Annotated in this window: 20 protein-coding genes; 12 read left to right on the top strand and 8 right to left on the bottom strand. The window is 66.2% G+C overall.

Annotated features, from left to right (window positions below):
• Positions 1-198 precede the first annotated feature (198 nt).
• Positions 199-1,071 (bottom strand): NmrA/HSCARG family protein, encoded by an 873-nt coding sequence (locus RQI43_RS14240; protein ID WP_311275561.1) that lies wholly within the window; start codon positions 1,069-1,071, stop codon positions 199-201.
• Between the two features lie 104 nt (positions 1,072-1,175).
• Between RQI43_RS14240 and RQI43_RS14235 the strand changes: the two genes are divergently transcribed.
• Entirely contained in the window at positions 1,176-2,069 is an 894-nt protein-coding gene (locus RQI43_RS14235; RefSeq protein WP_311275560.1) for a LysR substrate-binding domain-containing protein, read from the top strand.
• Between the two features lie 65 nt (positions 2,070-2,134).
• Here the strand turns inward: RQI43_RS14235 and RQI43_RS14230 are convergent, their stop codons facing one another.
• The 3 genes from RQI43_RS14230 to RQI43_RS14220 form a co-directional block, all read right to left on the bottom strand.
• Positions 2,135-2,311 (bottom strand): hypothetical protein, encoded by a 177-nt coding sequence (locus RQI43_RS14230; protein ID WP_311275559.1) that lies wholly within the window; start codon positions 2,309-2,311, stop codon positions 2,135-2,137.
• A gap of 2 nt (positions 2,312-2,313) precedes the next feature.
• Positions 2,314-6,216 carry a chemotaxis protein CheB gene (locus RQI43_RS14225; RefSeq protein ID WP_311275558.1) on the bottom strand — a complete coding sequence of 1,301 codons (3,903 nt, stop codon included), beginning with the start codon at positions 6,214-6,216 and terminating at the stop codon, positions 2,314-2,316.
• A 451-nt stretch (positions 6,217-6,667) separates the two neighbouring features.
• Complete coding sequence (locus RQI43_RS14220; protein ID WP_311275557.1) at positions 6,668-7,816, bottom strand: helix-turn-helix domain-containing protein; 1,149 nt, start codon at positions 7,814-7,816, stop codon at positions 6,668-6,670.
• Positions 7,817-8,099: 283 nt separating this feature from the next.
• On the opposite strand from RQI43_RS14220, the gene RQI43_RS14215 reads away from it, so the two are divergent.
• Together RQI43_RS14215 and RQI43_RS14210 are read left to right on the top strand one after the other, a co-directional pair.
• Complete coding sequence (locus tag RQI43_RS14215) at positions 8,100-8,813, top strand: Crp/Fnr family transcriptional regulator (protein WP_311275556.1); 714 nt, start codon at positions 8,100-8,102, stop codon at positions 8,811-8,813.
• 1 nt (position 8,814) lies between these two features.
• Entirely contained in the window at positions 8,815-9,075 is a 261-nt protein-coding gene (locus RQI43_RS14210) for a DUF6894 family protein (RefSeq protein ID WP_056426362.1), read from the top strand.
• Positions 9,076-9,124: 49 nt separating this feature from the next.
• Here RQI43_RS14210 and RQI43_RS14205 read toward each other — a convergent pair whose 3' ends face one another.
• Positions 9,125-9,712 carry an AraC family transcriptional regulator gene (locus RQI43_RS14205; protein WP_311275555.1) on the bottom strand — a complete coding sequence of 196 codons (588 nt, stop codon included), beginning with the start codon at positions 9,710-9,712 and terminating at the stop codon, positions 9,125-9,127.
• On the opposite strand from RQI43_RS14205, the gene RQI43_RS14200 reads away from it, so the two are divergent.
• On the top strand, positions 9,689-10,171 hold the full coding sequence (locus RQI43_RS14200; RefSeq protein ID WP_311275554.1) for a hypothetical protein: 483 nt from the start codon (positions 9,689-9,691) through the stop codon (positions 10,169-10,171). The genes RQI43_RS14205 and RQI43_RS14200 overlap by 24 nt on opposite strands.
• 66 nt (positions 10,172-10,237) lie before the next feature.
• On the opposite strand, the gene RQI43_RS14195 is transcribed toward RQI43_RS14200, so the two are convergent.
• Complete coding sequence (locus RQI43_RS14195; RefSeq protein ID WP_311275553.1) at positions 10,238-11,134, bottom strand: AraC family transcriptional regulator; 897 nt, start codon at positions 11,132-11,134, stop codon at positions 10,238-10,240.
• 190 nt (positions 11,135-11,324) lie between these two features.
• On the opposite strand from RQI43_RS14195, the gene RQI43_RS14190 reads away from it, so the two are divergent.
• The 4 genes from RQI43_RS14190 to RQI43_RS14175 all read left to right on the top strand — a co-directional run bounded on the left by RQI43_RS14190 (position 11,325) and on the right by RQI43_RS14175 (position 14,208).
• Entirely contained in the window at positions 11,325-12,722 is a 1,398-nt protein-coding gene (locus RQI43_RS14190; protein ID WP_311275552.1) for an ATP-binding protein, read from the top strand.
• Positions 12,723-12,857: 135 nt separating this feature from the next.
• Entirely contained in the window at positions 12,858-13,481 is a 624-nt protein-coding gene (locus tag RQI43_RS14185) for a response regulator transcription factor (RefSeq protein WP_207413723.1), read from the top strand.
• A 221-nt stretch (positions 13,482-13,702) separates the two neighbouring features.
• Positions 13,703-13,954 carry a hypothetical protein gene (locus tag RQI43_RS14180; RefSeq protein ID WP_056426378.1) on the top strand — a complete coding sequence of 84 codons (252 nt, stop codon included), beginning with the start codon at positions 13,703-13,705 and terminating at the stop codon, positions 13,952-13,954.
• A 47-nt stretch (positions 13,955-14,001) separates the two neighbouring features.
• The gene (locus RQI43_RS14175) at positions 14,002-14,208 is read left to right on the top strand and encodes a hypothetical protein (protein WP_311275551.1); all 207 of its coding nucleotides are present in this window, start codon (positions 14,002-14,004) and stop codon (positions 14,206-14,208) included.
• A 253-nt stretch (positions 14,209-14,461) separates the two neighbouring features.
• Here the strand turns inward: RQI43_RS14175 and RQI43_RS14170 are convergent, their stop codons facing one another.
• Positions 14,462-16,120 (bottom strand): FAD-dependent oxidoreductase, encoded by a 1,659-nt coding sequence (locus RQI43_RS14170; RefSeq protein ID WP_311275550.1) that lies wholly within the window; start codon positions 16,118-16,120, stop codon positions 14,462-14,464.
• A gap of 551 nt (positions 16,121-16,671) precedes the next feature.
• Between RQI43_RS14170 and RQI43_RS14165 the strand changes: the two genes are divergently transcribed.
• The 4 genes from RQI43_RS14165 to RQI43_RS14150 all read left to right on the top strand — a co-directional run bounded on the left by RQI43_RS14165 (position 16,672) and on the right by RQI43_RS14150 (position 20,611).
• Positions 16,672-17,472: a HAMP domain-containing sensor histidine kinase gene (locus tag RQI43_RS14165; protein WP_311275549.1), complete on the top strand. Its 801-nt coding sequence runs from the start codon at positions 16,672-16,674 to the stop codon at positions 17,470-17,472.
• Entirely contained in the window at positions 17,454-19,409 is a 1,956-nt protein-coding gene (locus RQI43_RS14160; RefSeq protein ID WP_311275548.1) for an ATP-binding protein, read from the top strand. The genes RQI43_RS14165 and RQI43_RS14160 overlap by 19 nt, the downstream gene beginning before the upstream one ends.
• The gene (locus tag RQI43_RS14155; protein ID WP_207413733.1) at positions 19,406-20,077 is read left to right on the top strand and encodes a response regulator transcription factor; all 672 of its coding nucleotides are present in this window, start codon (positions 19,406-19,408) and stop codon (positions 20,075-20,077) included. The genes RQI43_RS14160 and RQI43_RS14155 overlap by 4 nt, the downstream gene beginning before the upstream one ends.
• Before the next feature lie 141 nt (positions 20,078-20,218).
• On the top strand, positions 20,219-20,611 hold the full coding sequence (locus tag RQI43_RS14150) for a response regulator (RefSeq protein ID WP_311275547.1): 393 nt from the start codon (positions 20,219-20,221) through the stop codon (positions 20,609-20,611).
• Between the two features lie 21 nt (positions 20,612-20,632).
• Here the strand turns inward: RQI43_RS14150 and RQI43_RS14145 are convergent, their stop codons facing one another.
• Positions 20,633-21,469: an alpha/beta hydrolase gene (locus tag RQI43_RS14145; protein ID WP_311275546.1), complete on the bottom strand. Its 837-nt coding sequence runs from the start codon at positions 21,467-21,469 to the stop codon at positions 20,633-20,635.
• Positions 21,470-21,553: the final 84 nt, after the last annotated feature.

Here is a 21,553-nt window from a genome sequence, read left to right as displayed (position 1 = left end):
ATTCTGCTCAGGCTATCCGTGCGCTCTCTTATTCTTGAAGCGCGCCTGTCGGCACCGCGCCGGTTGATCAGGGGGCGCGATCGATAGACGATCCGAGCACAAAGCGGATTCTTGAAGTTGCGCGTGTCCGTCCCGCCTCAGGAGTTCGGTATTCCCCACCGAACTCCTGGAGCCTGACGGCCGGTGTCCCAAATGGCATCAGGCGGACGCAGCGATCCCGGCGGCAAAATCGCGATAGGACCGCAACGGACGACCCAGACGTTTGGTGAGGCGATCGATGTCGCCGGTCTCCGGCCGCATCCCGATGTCGAGAAAGCGATCGCACATCAGGCGCATGTCGAAGGCCATCCAGCTCGGCACGTGCTGCTGCCGCAGGTTCTGCTCGAAGGCGCCGGTGTCGTCATCGCCATACGCGACCGGGCGGCCCAGAATTTCAGACCAGATGGCGGCGACGTCCGCACCGGTCAGCGTCTCGGGACCGACGAGATTGATCCGGTCGAAGGGGAGCGGTGTGCTGGACCGCTCGCGGCGGATGAGTTCGAGGGCGGCGATCTCGCCGATATCGGCCGCATCGATCATCGCGAGGCCCTTGGCCCCGATCGGCATCGGGTACACGCCGTAGCCGAGCACGACGTCCTTGATCAGGGCATCGTTGTTCATGAAGTAGGCCGGGCGCAGGATCGTGGCGTTGAAGCCCATTCCCTCGATCATCCGCTCGACGCCGAACTTGCCCGCGAAATGCGGCACGTTCACGTAGAGGTCGCTATGGATCACCGACAGGTAGACGATCCGCTCGATCCCGGCCTCGCGGGCGAGGTTGAGGGCGATCAGGGCCTGGGTGAATTCGTCCGGCACCACAGCGTTCAGCAGGAACAGGGTGGAGATTCCCGACAGGGCGTTCCGCAAGGTGTCGACGTCGAGCAGGTCGCCCTGGACCACGGCCACGCCCGCCGGAAGCTCCGCTTTTACGGGGTCGCGGACGAGTGCGCGGACATCGGCGCCACGCTGGACGAGGTGGTTGATGACGTGGCGGCCGACGGTGCCGGTCGCGCCGGTGACGAGGATGGTCATGGGGGTCACTCCAAGGTTGTTTCAAACGACACCCGGAGAATGAGGGGCCCACTCGTGGTTCGATAGACTGTCTGTTAGGACGGTCCGTCTCACAGGTGGAACGTATGGACCTCCTCGCCCTCGCCGATTTCAACCTCGTCGCCCGGCACGGGGGGTTCGGCCGGGCTGCCCGCGCCTCTGGACGCCCGAAGGCGACCCTGTCCCGCCGGGTCGGGGAGCTGGAGGCCAGCCTCGCCCTGCGCCTGTTCGAACGGGGCGCGCGCAGCCTGAAGCTGACGGAGGAAGGCCGCGCCCTTCACGAGCGGACGCGGGTGCTGCTCACCGAACTCGACGAAGCGGCGTCGGCCATCGCCACGGGCGGAGACAGGCCACGCGGACGCTTGCGCATCAGCGCGCCCGTGCTGTTCTCACAGACCGCGATGGGCAGGCTCGCGGTCGATTTCGGGTTGAAATATCCCGACATCCGGCTGGAGATCACCACGGAGGACCGGGCCGTCGATATGGTGGAAGAGGGCTACGACCTGGCGATCCGGGTCAACCCGGAACCGGACGAGACTCTGGTCGGCCGTATCTTCTTGCGGGACCGGCTAGTGGTCGTGGCGAGCCCGGGCCTGGACCGGCCGGGAGAAGGGGCGACCGTGCCCGGTGTCATCCGCGGTCCGATCGGAGGACCGCTGACCTGGGACATGCGATCGTCCGGCGGTAAGTCGAGCGTCACCGTCGATCCGGTGCTCGGCCTGTCATCGCTCATGATGGTCCGCGATGCGGTCCGCGCCGGGCTCGGCGCCGGACGCCTGCCGATCTCGCTCGTCAGCCGCGATCTGGCGGCCGGCAGGATGGTTCTCTGGGGCGATCTCGACCGGCCGGAGATCGCCCTCTGGACGCTCTACCCGTCGCGGCGGCTGCTGAGCGCACGTGTCTCCGCCTTCCTCGTCCATCTGAAGGAGGCCTTCCCGATGGGGACCGCCGATGAGCTCGCGGCGCATATCGATGGATAGCAGCGAGGCCCCTGCCCCGGCGACGGAGCCCGACGGTCTTTCATCCGGCGCCCATGCCGAATGTTTCAGCGGATGAGCGCTTCGGCGATCTTCTCAGGCTCGACCGGCGCTTCGACCCTGACCACAACCGCGAAGCGTGCCGGTAAGCCGGCTCCGTCGCAATCACGGCGCAACGCATCGACCCGGGCATACTCGTCCTCGACCACGAGGATCACGCGGCTTGCCCAGGGGCTCGATTCCATCGTCACCCCAGATCTTGTGCCTGGGCATGATCGATGAGTGGCAAATCGATGGTGCAGTGCAGGTCCGTCGAGGAGAGGTCGTAGGTGGTGCGTGCCTGCATGACGTAGGGCAATGCCCGCTCGATCAATTCGCGGCCGTAGCCGCCGGCCTTCGCGATCGGACCCTCTTCCTCCAGCACATGTTCGAGCCCGGTCTCCCGCCACTCCAACACGAGGCGCTCGCCTTCCTCGCCCGCATAGGTCCGCCACGTCACCTCCAGGCGGCCCGCCTCGGTGGTGAGCGCCCCGTATTTGCGGGCATTCGTGGCGAGTTCGTGCAAGGCCAGCGCGAAGATCTCCACCGTGCGCTTGCGCAGGCGTACCTTCGGACCCGACAACAGGACGCGCTCGGGCATGTTGGCGGCGCCGAGGGCGTCGAGCTCCGCACGGAGCACCGCGTCCATGGTGATCGGCTCGTTATCCGCGCGGGATAGAACGCCTTGCACACGCGAGAGCGCGGACAGCCGGTTCGTGAAGGCCACCTCGAAATCCTCGAGCGTCTCGCTGGAGCGCAGCGTCTGTCCAGCGATGGACCGGACCACGCCGAGCAGGTTCCGGGTGCGGTGCTGCAATTCGGCGACCATGACCTTCTGGCGTTCCTGGTAGGTGCGCAGGTCGTCCACATCGGTGGAGGTGCCGAGCCACTCGACGATTCTCCCCCTTTCGTCATGGACCGGTGTCGCGCGCGTCTGGAACCAGGAATAACGGTCCTCCGCCGCATTGCGGATCCTGTAATTGACCACGAGCGTGCCCAAACGCTCCGCCTCCTCCCAACGCGCGAGGGTCTCATCACGGTCGTCAGGGTGGAGAGCGGCGACCCAGCCGTGACCGAGGCTGTCCGCCTCGGACTGCCCCGTATAGGCGCCCCATTGCGGGCTGGCCCAGGTCCATTGGCCGCCATCGACCGCCCGCCAGACCAGCTGTGGGACGCCCTCGATCAACGCGCGCTGGCGGGCCTCGCTCTCACGCAGGGCATCCTCGGCGCGTTTGCGCGTGGTGACATCCGTCGCCGAGCCGAACCATTCGATGATGTTGCCGTCGCCGTCGAAGACCGGGATGGCCCGCGAATGCGTCCATCCCACCGTGCCGTCGAGACGTCGGACCCTGTGCTCCAGGTCGAACGAACGCTTCGCGGCGTTGGCCGCCTCGATCTCGGCACGGACCTGCGCCTGATCCTCTTCCGGGATGTACCGGGTGACCCAGCTCTGGTCGGGATCGTCCGTATCGGGCAGGAACCCTCCGCCAGAGAGTTCGTGCATCATGTCCCAGGCCGGACTCATCCGGTAGAGTACCTGCGAACTGGCCTGTACGAGCGCCCGCAACTGCTGCTCCGATCGGCTCTGTGCCGCCTCGGCTATGCGACGCGCGGTAATGTCGACGAAGGTCATGACGGTGCCGTCGATGCGATCCTCCACGGTGCGGTAGGGTCTGAGCCGCATCATGAACCATTGCCCGGCCCTGCTGCGGACCTCGTTCTCAACCGGCACGAGGTCCTTCAGCACCCGGTTGGTGTCCGCCTCGATCCCGTCATACTCCAGGCGGTGCGTGAAATCGGTGATCGTACGCCCGATATCGGCTTTCGTGATGTTGAAGAGTTCCGCGATGGGTGGCGTGAACATCTTGATGCGCAGGTTGGCATCGAGGAACAAAGTGCCGATTTCCGTCGCGTAGGTGAGATTTTGCAAGTCGCTATGCGCCACCGAGATGCTGGCCAGCTTGCTCTTCATCTCGGCATTGACGGTGTGAAGCTCCTCGTTGATCGATTGGAGCTCCTCTTTCGAGGTCTCGAGCTCCTCTGCCGTCGAGCGATACTCCTCGTTGATCGATTGCAGCTCCTCGTTGGTGGCACGAAGATCCTGGATCGACGCTTCGTGCCCGCTGCGGCTGGCGATCAGGGCTTCCTGGGCAGCCCTCAACTCGGCATGAAGGCGGCGAACCTCGTCGGGCTGGGTGTCGGTTGCGGCCTCTGACGTGTCATCGCCGCGCACGCGGCCGCCATCCAGGAAGAACACGAGCGCGCGCGTCCCCATATGCGCCTCGCTGGGAACGGGGACGACGTGCATGGCGATCCTGCGCCGCTCGCTGTCGAACGCGACCACGGTCGGATGGGTGAGCGTCGGTTCTTTCTGGTCGAGGGCGCGGGTCAGCGCCAGCCTGAGATCGAGCCGTAGCTCCGGCCGCACCACCGTGGGGAGCTGGTTGGAGACCGGCCCGGCCGAGTGGAGGAGGAAGCGCCCCGCATTCGCCGAGAGGTGCAGGATGTGCTGAACGTCGTCCACGAGCACGCTCGCGGGCGCGCTCTGTTCCAGAGCGGACAGGTGCAGCGTGGCCGACCTGTCCCCATTCTCGTTGCGCGCGGGCGCAGCGTGATCCGGGGGCATGAACCGTTCGGGCACGGCGAATTGCGGCAGGATCGGCAGTGTGCGGGCCGCATTCGGCCGGGAGCAGTAGATGCGCGCTTCCCGGTCCAGGGGGGCGAACTGATCCGTTGCCGCGTCCACGGTCTCGGCCGACCCCAAGAACAGGTAGCGTCCCGGCTTGAGGCCGTAATGGAAGATCGCGCAGAGCTGCTGCTGCAGGCTGCGCTCGAGGTAGATCAGGAGGTTGCGGCAGGTGATGAGATCGAGCCGCATGAAGGGCGGCTCCTTGATGACGCTGTGCGTGGCGAACATGACGCTGTCGCGCAGCTCCTTGCGCACACGGTAATGCGAGCCTTCGTCGACGAAGAACTGAGTGAGGCGTTCATTGGAGACGTCGGCCTCGATCGAGCGCGGGTAGCGCCCCTCCCGTGCGATCCCGAGCGCGGTATCATCGAGATCCGTGGCGAAGATCTGGATCTGCGGATGGAGCTTCCGCCGCGCAGCCTCCTCATGCAGCAGGATCGCGAGGCTGTACGCTTCCTCTCCGGTGGCACAACCCACCACCCAGGCCCGAAGATTCTCTCCCTTTTCGGGCCCGAGATCGTCGAAGAGCGGTCGGATCGTCTGGTGCCTCAAGGCCTCGAAAGCCTGCGGGTCGCGGAAGAACTGCGTCACCGAGATCAGAAGATCGGTGAAGAGTTCTTTCGCTTCCTCGGGAGTGGCCAGAAGGTGATTGGCATAGTCCGCGAGCGTATCCGTGCGGCAGACTTGCATGCGTCGGATCACGCGCCGCATCACGGTGGCCCGCTTGTAGCCTGAGAAATCGTGGCCCAGGCGGGCGCGAAGGAACGCCACGATGCGCCGAAGCTCGTTGGCGCTGGCGTCCATGTCGAGAGAGCGGACGGCCTCCTTGCTATGGGCCAACTCCACCACGCGCTCGGCCAGGCGGGCCAGCGGCGCGACGAAATCGGCCGTCCCCGTGGAGATGGCGTTCTGCGGCATGGAGGCGAAGCTGGCTTCCGCCGGCTCCTGCACCATGACGACGCCCCCGCCCTCCCTGATGGCCTGGATACCCACCGATCCATCGGCGCCGGCGCCCGACAGGATGATGGCGATGCCGTCGCCACGGGCGGCGGCGACGGAGCGGAAGAACATGTCGATGGGCGAGCGCCGGCCGCGCGGCTCGCTGAACTCCCGTGCCGTGACGCTGTCGCCATCGATGACGAGTTCGCGGTCGGGCGGGATCACGTAGACGCAATTGGGCTTGAGGGTCGGCCTGTCCTGGATCTGGTTGACGGGCATCCGGGTGCAGCCCGACAGGATGTCGGCGAGCATGCTCGGGTGGTCGGGTGCGAGGTGAAGAATGACGACGTGGGCGAGGCCGAGATCCGGCGGGAGTTGCCGGAACAGGCCCTGCAGCGCCGCGATGCCGCCCGCCGAGGCGCCGATGGCGCAAACGGGTACGAATTTCGGAGAGGGAAATGCGTGAGATTCGGGGTCGTACATGTGGCCCTATCCGTGGCGGCTGACCGATCTCTTAGCGAGAACTCGGGCAGATACCCAACGGTCGAGTCCGCTTCTGTTTTCCCCACACTGGTGAAAAACCGGCTCGCCGGCTCGTCCTGCACCGCGTCGGGTCGTCCACGTTGGGGCGTCCACGGGCCCGAACCCTTGCGAGGAGGGAGCCTCGACGGAACCGAGCACCCGCTATCCGGCCGGAACCCATGAGCACATGGGCCGGATGATCTTCGATGATCAGGGCGAGCGGGGCCAAAGCAGGCCCGGCGGCGGAGGAGCGTGAGAGCACCATATCGCCCCCGATCTACGGACCGGCGGGCCTCGCGGCGAGAACCCTGCTCTCAGCGAGGAAGGCGTCCGCATCTGCGGAGGGAGGGTGGCTCGACCGATACCGGACCGTCGAGGCGGGTTGCGTCGGCGCTTCGCCGACGCCGAAATCCTATGCGGCGGACCGCTCGCCGAGATGCAGATAGTCCGCATCGAATTCGGCGAGACGCTTCAGGCGCGGCCAGTCGAGGATCCTCAGGGTCCGACCCTTGAGCTCGATCAGCCCGCGCCGTCGAAGCTCCTGTAGCGAACGGTTGACGTGGACGGTGGTCATTCCCGTCGTATCCGCGAGCTGGTTCTGTGTGACGGGCAGGTCGCAGCTTTGGTTGGTTCCGACACCCGCGGCCTGAAAGCGGGTGATCAGTTCGCAGAACAGATGGGCGATCCGCTCCAGCGCCGTTCGCTGACCGACATTGACCAGCCACTCGTGCAGGGTCGCCTCATCCACGAGACTTGCCATCCGCAAGGCCCGCGCGATGGCCGGATGATGCTCCATGAGATCCTTCACGACAGTCACCGGGATCCGCACCACCTCGCAGGCGGAGAGCGTGGCGAGGGTGTGATCCATGCGGTTCATGAGCGCCACATCGAGATCGCAGGTGTCGCCGGGCACGAGATAGGCGGTGATCTGGCGGGCGCCGCTGGAGCGCTGCTTGTAGCGGCAGGCGATCCCACTCATCACGAGATGGACGCCATCCGGTGGGTCGCCCGCCCGGACGAAATCGGTATGCGGCGCGATGGGGCGAGGATTGGCGCTGATCCGTTCCAGGATCTCCCGGTCGGCCTGGGAGAGCGTCACGAACCCCTCCAGCTTGCGGATGAAGGGGTTGCTCCGGCCCTCGACCGGTTGAAGCCTCCGAATAGGCGTCACGACCTCGGCGCTCATCGGTGGGGGCGCTTTGGTGAGGCTGTCCAGCAGCGCGATGATATCGTTGGGCAGAGCCGGTTTGGTCAGCCAGGGCAGGTTCTGGAAGTCCGAGGCACGAGGCTCGTCCTGCTGGAAACCGGAATGGACGAGGATGGGAATTCTGCGTTGGCGCAATTCGCGGCCCAATACGGTGCAGAAGCCGTCCCTAAGCTTCACGTCCACCACCGCGAGGGCGGGACTGGCCAGGTCGATGGCGGCCAGTGCCTCGGGCGTCGTCGCGAATGGCCCCAGCACGCGGTAGCCCGCCCCCATCAGAGCGTCGCTGAGGTCCTCCGCTATGAGAAAATCCGGTTCGGCTAAGAGCACCGTCGGTTGTCGGGCTGCAAGGTCCATGTCCGGGCTCCAAAAATGAAGGCCACCTGTCATCTGACGAGCAAAATCGTATACCCAGGTTTAAACATGATCTGAATTGACAGTAAATAAAACAAAGCGTCCGGTGCGGTATCGAACTTACGTCGGATACGCTGGTCAGTTTCGGTTAATCTATGACAGTTTGCCAAATGTTATTGAGATCATCTGTTATCCGTGCCATGACTTAGCGATCGCCTGCAACGATGTCCGAGCGTAGGCGGCTAAGAGACGCCGAGCTCTTGCTCCGACGAGGAGGCAAGGGCCCATGGCTCACATCCAGCAATCTGCCGTGCGCAATCGCCTGCTGAAGGTCATGACCGGTGAGGATTTCGCCCGGCTCCAGCCTCATCTGGAACCCGTTGACTTGCTGGTCGATCAGACGCTGATCGAAGCCAATATCCGAACCGAGTACCCGTACTTCCTGGAGAGCGGTCTCGGTTCGATTGCGGCCGACGGTACCAACGGCCGGGTCGAGATCGGGATCATCGGCCGAGAGGGCGTGGTCGGTGCGTCGCATGTGCTGCTCGGCTCGGACCGTGTCCCCTACCGGCACTTCGTGCAGATGGCGGGTCACGCCTTGTCGATCCGCGCCGGGATCGTCAGCGCGGCGGTGGACGAGAGCCCGACCCTCCGCAAGCTGCTCCTCCGCTACGTTCTGACCGAGATGATCCAGGTGCGGCAGACGGCGATCGTCAACGCCACCTTTGAGATCGAGGTGCGCCTCGCACGCTGGCTGCTCATGTGCCACGATCGTGCAGAAGGCGATGAACTGCTGCTCAAGCACGAGTTCCTGTCGATGATGCTGGGCGTGCGGCGCTCAGGCGTCACCCTGGCCATGCAGCAGCTCGAAGGGGCCGGTCGTATCCGGGCACGGCGCGGGCGCATCACCGTGCTGGATCGGGAGCTCTTGGAGGAGATGGCCAATGGCAGCTACGGCACGCCCGAGGCCGAGTATGCCCGCCTGATCGAAGGCGCCTGACATGCCCCGGTATTTCTTCAACCTTCGCTATGGTGCGGGCCTCGGCAAGCTGGCGGTCGATCCGGAGGGAGATGAACTGGCCGATCTGGACGCCGCGCGCCAGCATGCGTTGCAATGTGCCCGCGAGCTGGTCGCTGGATCTCGCTCGTTTGCCGTGCGGGATTGGTTCGCCTGCTCTTTCGAGGTCGAGGACGCGAATGCGCGCCGCGTGCTGACCGTGCCGTTCAGCGACATCGTTCCGGAGGACGATGACGAAGATTGAACGGCGCCGTCCCCAGGATGCCCTGAGGGAACCCCTTGGGCTCCGGCGGTCACGGCATCGTGGCGTGCCGCGCCTCCGGTTCCATCAGGCGACGCCAGCGTCCCGGAGTCGTACCCTGGTTTTTTGCGAAGGCGCGGGTGAAGTGGCTCTGATCGGCGAAGCCGCAGGCCAGGGCGATGTCGGCGAGCGTCCGATCCTTCCTTCGCATCATGACCTTGGCGCGGGCGATGCGCTCCCCCGTCAACCAGGAATGGGGCGCGATGCCGGTGGATTGGCGAAAGGCGCGCGCGAAGTGGCTGACGGACAGGCCGCAGGATTCCGAGACCGCCCGGAGGTCGATGGCCTGGGCGAGATCGGCACGGATCCGGTCCTGAGCGCGACGAAGCTGCCAGGGAGCCAGGCCGCCGCGAACGGTCTCGGGCGCGGGTTTGAGCCGCGTATAGGTTCCCAGGAGATGGGCCGCCACCGCATGGGTCAACTGGCGGCGGATGGCTCCGGCCCAGCGATCGCCCCGATCCAGGGTTTCTCCGACACTGACGGCGAGATGATACAAGGCGGGGTCCGCCAGCACCATTCCGTAGACCGGTAGGAATTCCTCGACGGGATCGGCGTCGTGAATGTTCAGATCCTCGGCCACCTGCGTCAGGATCTGGCGATCGAGCCCGATCTGGAGGGTTCGCGCCGGAGCCCGCAACAAGCGGGGCTGACGCAGGTCATGAAGGATCGCCTCACCTGCGCGCAGCTGCATCTGTGGTTGACCATCCGCACGGTCCCGGAGCGCGACGTGGTTCCATGGCGTCGGTGGCTCGTCGAGCCGGATCTGGAGAACGAGCGCATCGACCCGGTCGATCCGGACCGCGCTTCCGACGCCGTCCCCGGACATCAGCACGATGGCCCCCTCGGACCAGTCGCCGAGCCGGATTCTCGATGGGCCAACCGGATCGCATGGAGTTCGCTCGAAACGAAAATGCTGCCTTGCGCGAGGGCGAGCGGATGCCGGGGCCGGGCGCGCGAGAGCTTGCTTTGCCGGTTCGTGGACAGGCGTCACGTGCATGTCTGTTTCCCCATTCACTATGGAGATCATTTAAATCGCTGAGGCCGCTCTCGTATTTCGCCGAATTGCCGTGGACTTCGCATATCCTGCTGTCCGGATTGCGAGGGGTTATGAATAATGCTGCCTATACTCGCCGGGTGTCCGACCGACAGCGCGCTTGAATGCCGTGTTGAACGAGCCCTGACTGGAAAACCCGGAGGACAGGGCGACGTCGATCAGGGATATTTTTCGCTCGGTCAGTAATCGGCGTGCGCGCTTCAGTCTTTCTTCGCTGACGAAGGCATAAGGCGTTTTCCCGGTGACGCGCTTGAACATGCGGGTGAAGTGGAAGGGGCTGAGGCAAGCCACGGCGGCGATCTCGGCCACGGACAGGTCCCGTTCGAGATTGTCGCGGATGAAGGCGACGGCGCGGTTGATCCGGTCCGGGGATGCGGCGTCCGTGGTGGGGCGCGCTCGCGTTTCCGGTCGGTCGTGACCGTAGGCCTGCGCGATACGGGCCGTCAGGGCGAGGGCGGCAGCCTCGACCATCATGCGGCCCGCCGAGCTTTCCCGGATCAGTTCCTGATGGATCGAGAGGCCGATCTGGACGAGCAGCGGATCCTCGACGCCGGCGAGATAGCGCACGGCATCGGCACGGATGCGCGCGTCGCCATACAGGGCGGCGAGATGGTCGAAACGCTCCGCCGGCAGATAGATGTGGAGGATCTCGTCCAGCGGCGCCGAGATGTTGATGTCGTCCTCCCCGACCCCGATGGGACAGAGCCAGATCGTTCCGCTCTCCACCGGCGTCCGCTGCCGGATCCCGGCGCCCTTGCGGCTGACATGAGCATCGGGGCTGCGCCGGACCGCCAGCGTGATCTCCATCTGGGTCGGGACGATGGCGGGCAGGTCGCCGGCCGGATGAGACCGCAACTCCGCGGCGACGCCGTTCCATTGCCGGCCCGCCGAAGAGGCGAAGAGACCCGCTTTCGGGAACTTGTGTGCGCCGTGACGGTGAAAATCCATGCCGGCAACGTGCAAGCCGCGCACAAACTCGGCTATTATACAGGTGTATCGGATACCAGACGAGCAGTGCCCGACATCGCGGCGAAGCCAGGCGGACGAGCGAATGCGGCAGGTCTTCTCGCGGTGGCCGAGCCGGGCGTCTGTCTCGCCCGGAGCGGATCGACCGACCTCGGGAGACCCACCCGCCTGGATGCGAGCCGGTCCGGCCCGTCGCCGGAAGCGGCGCATCACCGGACTCGGCTTTGCCGCCAAAGTGACGCTCCCGCCCGTCATCCTGGCGGGGCTCGCCGGTTGGGCGGCCGCGGCGGCGTCCACGATGGCGGCCTTCGTCTTCGGAGCGGGCGTGGTGCTGGCGCTCGCTGTCGCGATGCGGAGCATCACGCGAATGCGGGCCGCGTCCGAACGCAGTGAGGCGCGCTTCGCTGCCATCTTCGAGCGGGCCGGGATCTCGATGTGGCGCGAGGATTGGACGGAGGCGGCCCGGGCGGTCATGGAACTGCGCCATGCGGGCGTGACCGATATCGAGTGCTATTACGCCAGCCGTCCGGACGAACTCCGCGCTTTGTGTGCCAAGGTGATCGTCACGGACGTGAACGCCTTCACCCTCGAGGAGACGGGGGCCACTGACAAGAGCGCCTATCTCGGCCCGCTCGATCGGCTGCTGCCCTCGACAGACCAGACCTTCGTCCAGTGGCTCGTCGCGTTCGGCCGCGGCGATCGGTTCTTCCGCTCGGAAGCGCATGTGGTCCGGGCCGATGGAAGCGAGGGGGACACGCTCTTCACCGCGATGCTGCCGCAGGATCTCGACGGGTTCGCCGAAATCATCGTCACCTCCCTCGATGTCACGGCGTTCAAGCAGGCGCAGGCGAACGTCGCCGTGGCCGATAGCGAGCTCGCACGATCATCGCGGATCACCACGGTGGGAGCTTTGAGCGCGTCGATCGCCCACGAGGTCAATTCCCCGCTCGCGGTGATCGTCGCCAATGCCGAAGCCGCCCTGCGCTGGTTGAAACGGCCCCAGCCGGATGTCGAGGCGGCGTCCGCAGCCCTCGACGACGTGGTCGGCGCCGCGATCCGCGCCCGAGACGTGATCTCCCGCACACGATCCTATCTCGGCAACGCGCCCCGCCTGTTCACCCCCGTCGATCCGCTACAGGCGGCGCGGGACGCCAATCTGCTGATCGAGCGCGAGATCCGTGTCCACGGCGCGACGGTCCACATTGCCGCCGACGGTGAGATCCCGCTCATCGCGGCCGATCCGATCCAGATCCAGCAGGTCTTCGTGAACCTGCTCCTCAATGCGGCGCAGGCGATGACGGACAGCGCCGGACGCCGGGATATCCTGGTCGCCATCCGCCGCGAGGCCGCCTTCGTCGCCGTCACCGTCAGCGATACGGGCCCCGGCATCGCGCAGGAGCGGCGCGCGCGGATCTTCGAGCCGTTTCATTCGACCAAAGCGAATGGCATGGGCATGGGCCTCGCGATCTGCCGCAACCTCATCGATGCCCATGGGGGCGACATCCGTGTCGATGCCGCGCCGGGTGGAGGCGCCGCGTTCCACATCACGCTCCCCATCTCCGATGCGTGATCCTTTCTCAGGCGGTGAGGTGGTCGCCCTGGGATTGCGGTGCGGCGCACGATAATTAGGGGTCGGTGCGAAGCTTGCAGTCGAGGCGCTACGCAATTCGTGTATGAGACGAGCGTATTCGCGCCCGCGAGACCAATGCCCGAAGCGACCATTCATATCGTCGACGATGACCCTGTGCTGCGTGAAGCGCTGGTCCGCCTCTGTATGTCCGATGGGCTGGCAGCGGTCGGTCACGCGGATCCGAGCGGATTGTCGGGCTCGCTCCTGCGCCAATCACCCGAATGCATCCTGCTCGACGTGCGGCTCGCCGAACAGAGCGGACTGGCCGTCCAGGAAATGTTGCGCGCGGACGGCAATACGGTGCCGATCATCTTCCTGACCGGCTATGGCACGATCCCCATGTCGGTCCGTGCCATGCGGGGCGGCGCCGTCGAGTTCCTGACCAAGCCCTTCATCGCGGACGTGCTGCTCGCCGCGATCCGCAAGGCGCTCGAAGCCGATGCCGCCGCCCTCGCCGATCGGCGCGCACAGGGCGAACTCGCAGCCAGGTTCTCCACGCTGACCCCACGGGAAAACGACGTGATGCGATGCGCCATCGGGGGGCTGATGAACAAGCAGATCGCCGCCGATCTCGGCATCACGGAGATCACCGCCAAGGTTCACAAGAGGCGGGTCATGGAGAAGATGCAGGCCCGGTCCCTCGCCGACCTCGTCCGCATGGCGGATCAACTCGGCATCGTGGCCACGCGCCAGCGTTGAGCGGCCGAGCCCTCATGGCGGTGAACACCGTTCTGCCGGAGCCAGCGCAAGCCGAAACCTTCGTATGAGACGGTTTAACCAACGCATCGATCGGATGATCTGCCGTATAATATTCAGGTTGCTTGGGCGGATTAAGATTTGGACATGAACTCAGGGCCGCGGCAAAGACATCGAGCGGCTCCGTTCTGACCCGAAACCAGTCTGACATCCGGAGACGTACCATGATCAAGCATCTTGCTTCCGTCGCCCTCCTGCAGCTTGGCCTGATGGCCCCTGCCCTCGCCATGCCGGATCGTCATCCGGCCCGCAGCACCGTCGAGCAGGTGGACCTGGACGGGACCGGTTCCCTGCAATCCCGTCATGAGCCGCAGGCGTCCCGGACCATCGACAGCTCGGCCAAGGGCGGCAACGCCGACGAGACGAACCACGCGGTGCCGAATTTCGGCACGACGTCGGGCGGTCCCGCCGACTGAGCTTTCATCGCCTCGCGGCAACGCGGTCATTTCCGGGGAGAGCGGCCATGAACCTTCTGATCAGACCCTGTCTCGCAGCCATCCTCGCGCTGGCATCGACCGTGCCCTTCGCGCAATCCCACACGCCTCCGGCGGGGCTCGACGCCGCCGGAGCGCGGGACCGCATCGACGCCCCGGGGAAGGCGGTGGCGCCGGTGACCGTCGAGGCCGATCGCCAGCAGGTCGGCCGTAAGATGGATCTGCAGGCCAAGTGAGATCCGAGGTTACGTGAGATCTGAGGCCAAGTGAGATCCGAGGTTAGGTGAGATTCAGGGCGGAGGACCGAATGGCCAGCAAGTGGTCCATTCGGTCCTCCGCTCCGTTTTCCCTGACGGCGGCCATGCATCCGGCGTCCAGAGTGGGAAACGTTCTGTCCGAACGCGCTGAAGCCGGCCCAAATCCAGCCAAAGCCTGTCGGCCATAGCCCTCCCCCGCCGGTCTCGGGCTTGGCGTTTCGCCTCTGTGCCTTCAGGGCTCCGGGTGCAGGAAACCGTGGACCGCCTGGACCACCACCGATCCCTCGCCCACCCCGGATGCGACGCGCTTCACCGAGCCCGCGCGAACGTCGCCGACGGCGTAAAGACCCGGGACCGTTGTGGCATAGGGAGACGCGGCCGGCATCCCGTCGCTCCGCAGGCCGGTCGGAACGAATCCCTTTGGATCGAGACAGAGGCAGTCCGAGAGCCATCCGGTATTCGGCACGGCACCGATCATGACGAAGACGTTGCCGATGGCCTTCATTTCACTGATCCCGCTCGACCGGTCGGTCCATGTCACCGATGTCAGGGTGTCTTCACCGAGAAGCGCGGTGATCTCGGTCTGCGTATGCAGGGTGATGCGCGGCGACGACGCGATCCGTTGCACGAGATAATCGGACATCGTCGCGGCGAGACCGGTGGCCCGCACGAGAAGGTGGACATGCGCCACCGTGCGGGACAGGAACATTGCGGCCTGACCGGCCGAATTACCGCCACCCACGACGATCACCGCTTCGCCGGTGCAGAGTTGCGCTTCCATGGCTGTGGCGGCGTAATGGATGCCCTGCCCTTCGAAATGCGCGTAGCGCGGCAGATCCAGGCGGCGGTAGCGGGCGCCGGTGGCGGCGATGACGGCGCGCGCCGGGACGGCGGTGCCATCTTCGAGGATCACCCGGAAGGATGACCCGCCGCAATCGAGCCCCGTCGCCATGCGGGAGATCGCGAGACGCGCCCCGAATTTCTGGGCCTGGACCTGTGCGCGGCCGGCGAGCGCCTGACCGGAGATCCCGGTCGGAAAGCCGAGATAGTTCTCGATCTTCGAGGAGGTGCCGGCCTGACCGCCGGGTGCCAGCCCTTCGATGACGATGGTGTCGAGCCCTTCCGAGGCGGCATAGACCGCGGCGGCGAGGCCCGCCGGTCCGGCGCCGATCACCGCGACATCGTAGATGCGGCCGGGGTCGATCGCTTCCGTCAGCCCCAGCGCGTCCGCCAGTGCCGCGTTCGTCGGATTGCGCATCACTGCAGCGCCCGGAGCGATCACCACCGGCAGGTCCGCCTCGGTCAGGCCAAATCCGTCCAGGGCGTGGCGGGAGGCCGGGTCGCCCGCTGTGTCGAGGATGCGGTGCGGGTAGGCGTTCCGGACGAGGAAGCGCTCCAGGCGAAGGGTCTCACGCTGGTGACCGGGACCGATTAGCACGACGCCTCCCCGCCCATGGCGGATCAGGCCGACCCGGCGCAGGATGAAGGCCCGCATGATGATCTCGCCGATATCCGGCTCGGCGGTGACCAAGCGGCGAAAGGCGGCGCGATCGATCCGCACCACGCGCGTCTCCACCACGGTGCGCCCCGAGACCAGGATCTCCCGGTCGTTGAACAGGTCGAGTTCGCCCGTGAACTGCCCCTCGGTGTGCACCACGAAGACCCGGTCGACCCCGTCATGGTCGGTCTCGTACATCTCGATCCGGCCGGCGAGGACGAGGAAGAAATCCACCCGCCGCTGCCCTCTGGTGAAGATGAGGCTACCCTCCGGCAGGATCTCCTCTGTGCCGTAGCCGGCCACCCGGCGCTCCATTTCATCGCTGAGGCGGGGAAAGGTCTGCGCCGTGCGCTCGTCGCCGTCGGTGCCCGCCGCGAGGTTGGTGTCGGTCATCTCGGATCACTCCGTGCCGTCGAATCCGGAGGGGCCATTCCTGCCCCGGATAGTGTCTCGTCCCGTCGTCACTGCCGTAGCTGCAGGACGGCATGCCACTTGGCTTGTCCGATCGCGCGATGTTTTGGATGGGCCGGTGCCAATTCCCGGCGACCACCCACTCGCCGACGATCGGGAATGGTGTCTGGCCGAACGACCGGAATCAGCAGGAGGTCTCATTGATTCGCGTCCGGCGATCCATGGTGCGCGCGGTTGGAGAGGTGTTCTCGAGGTGAACGCGGATCGTTCAAAACACGGACCATACGTGCAAGACGAGCGGGGCGACTTATGGCGACTTGGATGCCGGACGGATGCGCAGCCGTCCGGCGGCGCGCGGCATCAGGGACGGGCATGCGCCGGGCCACGCTCCATCATGGCCCGTATGAGCGCCGCGCGGTGACCCCTGTAGTAAACGACAGTATAGTTCACAGGCATCCGGTCACGCTTCATGGTTCGCTCGAACGGCCGAGGCTTCATCCGCCGTCCAGGCCACCGGGAATGGGGAGATGACGATGCTTCAGGCCGTTCATGCGCAGAGCCCGGCGGGACGGGCGGAGGCCGGTATGAGCGCCGAGACGGCCTGTGCCGCCATGTCCCGTCTCCTTGCCGTGGCTGGGCACGACCTGAAGCAGCCGCTCCAGGTCGCCGTCATGGCCATCGAGCGCGCGCTGCAGCGCAGCTCCGACCCGGAGGTCGCCGCTCGCCTCGGCATAGCAACGGGCGCGCTTCACCGGCTGGGACACGAGCTCGACGACCTCGCGCGCTCATCGCAACTCCGCAACGGGCCGGTGATCCGACGCGAAGCCGTATGCCTGCGCCACATGTTCGAGGAACTGCAGGCGGAGTGGGGCGGTCATGCTCGTGCCTGCGGGATCACGCTTCGCTTCCGGCCATCGGCGAGGATGGTCGACACCGATCCGACGATGCTCATGGCGATCCTGCGCAACCTCATCGGCAATGCGATCAAATATTCCCGCTGCGACGGGACCGTTCTGATCGGATGCCGCAGGCGTGGGCAGCATCTGGCGATCGCGGTGTACGACCAGGGCGAGGGGATTCCGTCGTCCCGGTGCGGAACGATCTTCGACGCCTTCGACCGTGGCGGGCGCGAGCATACCCAGCCGGGTCTCGGCCTCGGCCTGGCGATCGTGCGCCAGACGGCACTGGCCTTGGATCACAGGATCACGGTTCGGTCCGTGGAGGGTACGGGATCGCTGTTCTCCGTGACGGTGCCGTTAGCCGGGCGACCGGACGACAGGGTGCGTCGGCGCGCCGTCGATGCCGCGGAGGGGCGATGGACGCGCCTGTCGTAGCGGCCCCCTCGCCTTTCCGCCCCGCCGCCCCGCCGGAGGGCCGGCGACCGGGCGGAATCCTGGGCATCTTCGCCCTCGGCCTCGCCCTGGTCATCTTCATCGTCGACGCGTTCACGCCGCTCGAAGGCGCGGTGGCCGTGCTTTACGTGGTCGTCGTGCTCATCGCCGCGCGAGCATTCCAGCGGAACGGGGTGATCCTGACGGCGTCCGGGTGTCTCATCCTGACGGCCGTCGCTTATTTCCTGTCGCACCGCCTGTTCGACAGCGATTCGGCGCTGCTGCGTGCCCTCGTCAGCCTCGCGGCCATCGCGATCAGCACGCTCCTGGTGCTTCGCAATCAATCCGCGGCCCGCATCCTCGCGGAGCAGGCCGAACTGCTCGAACTCACCCACGATCCGATCTTCGTGCGTACGCCCACCGACACGGTAACGTTCTGGAATCGCGCTGCGGAAGACCTCTATGGCTGGCGCCGGGACGAGGTTCGGGGGCGCAACGTGCACGTCCTCCTGCGTACGGCCTTCCCGGATGGCGAGGCGGCGATCCGGGACGCGCTGATGCGGAACGGGCGGTGGGAGGGTGAACTCGTCCAGACGGTTCGGTCGGGCGCCAGGGTCGTCGTCGAGAGCCGCTGGTCGCTCCAGCGCAATGCGGATGGTCAGCCGCTCGCTGTCCTGGAGACCAATACCGACATCACGGAGCGCAAGCGCGCTCACGCCGCCCTGGCGGAAAGCGAGCGGCGCTACCGTACCATCTTCGACACGGCCCGCGTGGCGATCCTGCAGCAGGATTGGCGCCAGGTGAAGGCGGTCATCGACGCGGTCCCGCGCGATTCGGGGATGTCCCTCGGCACCTATTTCGACGATCATCCGGAGGTCGTCCGCGACCTGCGCCGCAGCGTCACCATCGTCGACGCCAATGCCGAATTGCGGCGCCTGATCGGAGCCGATACGGGCGCCGCAGCGCCGCAATCCCTCGACGCCTTCCTGTTTGAGGACGAGCCGACCTTCGTCGAGTCGTTGCTGGCGCTGGCGCGGGGCGAGACCTTCTTCGAGGGGGAGACCGTGATCCGCTCGCTTTCGGGGGAGCGGGTGCCGATTCTCTTCGGCATCACCTTTCCGTCCCATGCGGATGGGTTCGAGTGCGTGCTGGTCTTCGCCCTCGACATCACCGAGCGCAAGCAGGCGCAGGAAGCGCTGTTGGCGCTTCAGTCCGAGCTCGCCCATACGGCGCGCGTGACGACGCTGGGCGAACTCACCGCCTCCATCGCCCATGAGGTCAATCAGCCCCTCGCGGCCATCGTGACCAATGGCGAGGCGGCGTTGCGCTGGCTGAAGCGGAGCCCGCCGGATCTCGGCGAAGTCTCGGCCGCGGTGACGCGGGTCGTGGCGAGCGGCACCCGCGCCGGCGAGATCGTCTCGCGGATCCGCACTTTCCTCGCCAAGGCGCCGCCCCCGCGCGACTGGCTCGATCTGCGCGAGATGATCGGGGAAGCCGTACTTCTCGTCGAACGCGAGATGGTACGCAATGACGTGCGCCTGGTGCGTGACGTGGCGGCCGACGTGACGCCGGTCCATGGCGACCGGGTTCAGCTGCAGCAGGTGCTCATCAACCTGATGGTGAATGCCATCCAGGCCATGGCGACGGTCATCGGGCGGCCCCGTCTCCTGATCATCCGCGTCGCCCCGGACGGGACCGAGCATGTCCGCGTCACCGTCGCCGATAGCGGCGGGGGAATCGCGGCGGAGGCCGTCGAACGGATCTTCCAGCCGTTCTTCACCACCAAGGCGGACGGGATGGGCATGGGACTGGCGATCTGCCGCTCGATCGTCGAAGCGCATGGCGGTCGCCTCTGGATCGGTGGCCATGACGATCGCGACGATGGTCCGGGCGCCGCCTTCCACTTCACCATACCGATGACGGCCGAGAGGGGATCATGATCCGAGGTAATGCGGCAGGGCCGGCACGCGCATCGATTGCGAGGCAGACCGTGTTCGTCGTCGATGACGACCCGGATATCCGGGATGCCCTATCGGGTCTTCTCCGCTCCATCGATCTTACCTGCGCTGCCTTCGCGTCGGTGGCGGAGTTCCTCGCCGCGCCGCGTCCCCTGGGCGCCGGATGCCTCGTGGTCGATGTCCGCCTGCCGGGCGTGAGCGGCCTCGAGTTCCAGACTCAGCTCGGCGCCCTGGGGATCGATCTGCCGATGATCCTGATGACCGGGCACGGCGATATTCCGATGACGGTCAAAGCCATGAAGGCCGGAGCGGTCGATTTCCTCGCCAAGCCGTTCCGCGAGCAAGATCTTCTCGACGCGATCGGCACGGCGCTGGCGCGCGACGCGGTCCAGCGCAGCGCGCATGCGGCCCTCGACGATCTGAGGGCCGATTACGAGACCCTCACTGCGCGGGAGCGGGAGGTGATGGCGCAGGTCACCGCCGGCCTGATGAACAAGCAGGTCGCCGGCAATCTCGGCCTCAGCGAGATCACGGTGAAGATCCACCGGGGCCACGTCATGCGCAAGATGAAGGCGCGCTCCCTGGCCGATCTGGTTCGGAGTGCCGAGTCCCTCGGGATCTCCCATGCCGGCGGTGCGCCGACGCGGTGACCGATCTGCCGGCCTTTGCCGAAAGGCGGGGCCCGGCAAACCTCCGTATGATTCCAACCGACGGCGCGAGGGGCCATATCTCGGCCTGGGCCAACCCTCCCCGATCACGGGGACCGGGCGGTGAACCCTTAGGTCAGTGGAATGCCAACTCCGCCTGTGATCGCGATCGTCGACGACGACGAGGACGTGCGCGTGGCGACCGGAAGCCTCGTGCGCTCCCTCGGTTATACTGCCCGCATCTACGCCTCGGCCTGCGACTTCCTGGCTACCTGCTCGGCGGACGCGCCCGACTGCATCATCACCGACGTGCAGATGCCCGGCATGACCGGCGTTGAGATGCAGAAGGGTCTGCGCGCTCTGGGATCGCGGGTGCCGGTGATCTTCGTGACGGCGTTCCCGACCGAGGCCCTGCGCGAAACCCTCCTGGCTGCGGGCGCCAGTGACTTCCTGGGCAAGCCCTGCGACGGCGCCACGATCATCCGCTCGCTGGAGCAGGCGCTGACGGGGCGGTCGACGAGGGACGCGATGGCGTGACCGCCGTCGCGAAAACCCGGATCAGCCCTTCACGAAGGCGAGGAGGTCGGGGTTGATGACGTCGTGGTGGGTGGTGAGCATTCCGTGCGGAAAGCCGGGATAGGTCTTGAGCGTGCCATTGGTCAGGAGTTCGACCGATTTCAGCGCAGAATCGGCGATGGGAACGATCTGGTCGTCATCCCCATGCAGGACCAGCGTCGGCACGGTGATGGCTTTCAGATCGTCCGTCTGATCGGTCTCTGAGAACGCCGCGATGCCGTCGTAATGGGCCTTCGTGCTGCCCATCATGCCCTGGCGCCACCAATTCTGGATCACGCCCTGTTGCACCGTCGCGCCGTCGCGGTTGAACCCGTAGAAGGGCCCGCTCGCCACGTCGAGGAAGAACTGCGCGCGGTTCGCGGCGGTGGCCGCGCGGAAGTTGTCGAACACCTCGATCGGCAGGCCTTCGGGATTGGCTTCCGTCTTGACCATCAGCGGCGGCACCGCGGAGACCAGCACGGCTTTCGCCACGCGTCCGGCCGGCTCTCCGTGCCTCGCCACATAGCGGGCGACCTCGCCGCCGCCGGTGGAATGACCGATATGCACGGCGTTCCGCAGGTCCAGCGCTTCCGTCACCGCGAAGGCGTCGGCGGCGTAGTGATCCATGTCATGGCCGGTATCGACCTGGGCCGAGCGGCCATGACCGCGCCGGTCATGCGCCACGACGCGGTAGCCGTGCTGCAGGAAGAACAGGATCTGCGCGTCCCAATCGTCCGAGGAGAGCGGCCAGCCATGGTGAAACATGATCGGCTGGGCGCTCTTGGAACCCCAATCCTTGTAGAAGATCTCGACGCCGTCCTTGGTCGTGACGAAGGGCATGGAAGGCTATCCTGTTCGGGAGGGAGATGGTCCGAGCTATGGAAGCAAGGCGCCGAGTCGGATTGACGATTCGCGTCACCGCTT

This window comes from Methylobacterium sp. WCS2018Hpa-22 (genome assembly GCF_031843785.1).
GTDB lineage: Bacteria > Pseudomonadota > Alphaproteobacteria > Rhizobiales > Beijerinckiaceae > Methylobacterium.
This window is presented reverse-complemented; position numbering and strand designations above follow the sequence as displayed.

What these genes read in the sequence shown, in the direction of transcription:
- RQI43_RS14210 (WP_056426362.1), top strand. Translation starts at nt 8,815, where the DNA reads ATGCCCCGGTATTTCTTCAACCTTCGCTATGGTGCGGGCCTCGGCAAG.
- RQI43_RS14175 (WP_311275551.1), top strand. Translation starts at nt 14,002, where the DNA reads ATGAACCTTCTGATCAGACCCTGTCTCGCAGCCATCCTCGCGCTGGCA.
- RQI43_RS14190 (WP_311275552.1), top strand. Translation starts at nt 11,325, where the DNA reads ATGCGAGCCGGTCCGGCCCGTCGCCGGAAGCGGCGCATCACCGGACTC.
- RQI43_RS14230 (WP_311275559.1), bottom strand. Translation starts at nt 2,311, where the DNA reads ATGGAATCGAGCCCCTGGGCAAGCCGCGTGATCCTCGTGGTCGAGGAC.
- RQI43_RS14235 (WP_311275560.1), top strand. Translation starts at nt 1,176, where the DNA reads ATGGACCTCCTCGCCCTCGCCGATTTCAACCTCGTCGCCCGGCACGGG.
- RQI43_RS14215 (WP_311275556.1), top strand. Translation starts at nt 8,100, where the DNA reads ATGGCTCACATCCAGCAATCTGCCGTGCGCAATCGCCTGCTGAAGGTC.
- RQI43_RS14185 (WP_207413723.1), top strand. Translation starts at nt 12,858, where the DNA reads ATGCCCGAAGCGACCATTCATATCGTCGACGATGACCCTGTGCTGCGT.
- RQI43_RS14225 (WP_311275558.1), bottom strand. Translation starts at nt 6,216, where the DNA reads ATGTACGACCCCGAATCTCACGCATTTCCCTCTCCGAAATTCGTACCC.
- RQI43_RS14150 (WP_311275547.1), top strand. Translation starts at nt 20,219, where the DNA reads ATGCCAACTCCGCCTGTGATCGCGATCGTCGACGACGACGAGGACGTG.
- RQI43_RS14170 (WP_311275550.1), bottom strand. Translation starts at nt 16,120, where the DNA reads ATGACCGACACCAACCTCGCGGCGGGCACCGACGGCGACGAGCGCACG.
- RQI43_RS14220 (WP_311275557.1), bottom strand. Translation starts at nt 7,816, where the DNA reads ATGGACCTTGCAGCCCGACAACCGACGGTGCTCTTAGCCGAACCGGAT.
- RQI43_RS14195 (WP_311275553.1), bottom strand. Translation starts at nt 11,134, where the DNA reads ATGGATTTTCACCGTCACGGCGCACACAAGTTCCCGAAAGCGGGTCTC.
- RQI43_RS14240 (WP_311275561.1), bottom strand. Translation starts at nt 1,071, where the DNA reads ATGACCATCCTCGTCACCGGCGCGACCGGCACCGTCGGCCGCCACGTC.
- RQI43_RS14180 (WP_056426378.1), top strand. Translation starts at nt 13,703, where the DNA reads ATGATCAAGCATCTTGCTTCCGTCGCCCTCCTGCAGCTTGGCCTGATG.
- RQI43_RS14160 (WP_311275548.1), top strand. Translation starts at nt 17,454, where the DNA reads ATGGACGCGCCTGTCGTAGCGGCCCCCTCGCCTTTCCGCCCCGCCGCC.
- RQI43_RS14145 (WP_311275546.1), bottom strand. Translation starts at nt 21,469, where the DNA reads ATGCCCTTCGTCACGACCAAGGACGGCGTCGAGATCTTCTACAAGGAT.
- RQI43_RS14155 (WP_207413733.1), top strand. Translation starts at nt 19,406, where the DNA reads ATGATCCGAGGTAATGCGGCAGGGCCGGCACGCGCATCGATTGCGAGG.
- RQI43_RS14165 (WP_311275549.1), top strand. Translation starts at nt 16,672, where the DNA reads ATGCTTCAGGCCGTTCATGCGCAGAGCCCGGCGGGACGGGCGGAGGCC.